Raw genomic sequence first — 515 nt, forward strand, 5'->3', positions numbered from 1 at the left:
TGAAGTGTTTGATATCTCAAAATTCCTGACAGTACATTGTTTATTGTAGATGGTGTTTGGGTTACATTTGATAGAATTGTTCTTGGGTCCTTTATGATAACGAGTTGTTGGTAGTCACTCTGTGTCATGATTATTCCAGTCAAGACGTTTCCGTCAGGAGCTGTAAAGTCAAGTTTTACGTTGTTTACAACAGGTGGCACATTAGATGGAGGCGTATTTGTAGGAGACGTAGATGTATTAGTTTGGTTTAGCTTTTGTATAGGCGGTGGAACATACACTAGTGTTGTTACAGACGCCTCATTTGACGGAATGCTATGTGTGCCAGAATAAACTGCAGAGACTCGATAGGTGTATGTCGTATTAGGAGTTAAGCCATTAATAGAATATTTTGTGGTGCTATTTCCGGTATTAACATCAATTACTTGGAATACTCCTTGTGTATCTTTCAATTCCACTCTATATCCCATTAGCTTTTGACCATATTGTTCAATTGGAGGAAGCCAGGACAGATTAAT

1 protein-coding gene is annotated in these 515 nt (G+C 38.1%); it reads right to left on the reverse strand.

Annotated elements, in window-relative coordinates; genetic code table 11:
- Window positions 1-467 (reverse strand): fibronectin type III domain-containing protein (locus tag DYY66_RS04410; protein WP_255496081.1); only part of this gene is annotated, 467 nt, incomplete at its 3' end.
- Window positions 468-515: the final 48 nt, after the last annotated feature.

Source organism: Candidatus Nitrosotalea sp. FS, assembly GCF_011319475.1.
Taxonomy (GTDB): Archaea; Thermoproteota; Nitrososphaeria; order Nitrososphaerales; family Nitrosopumilaceae; genus Nitrosotalea.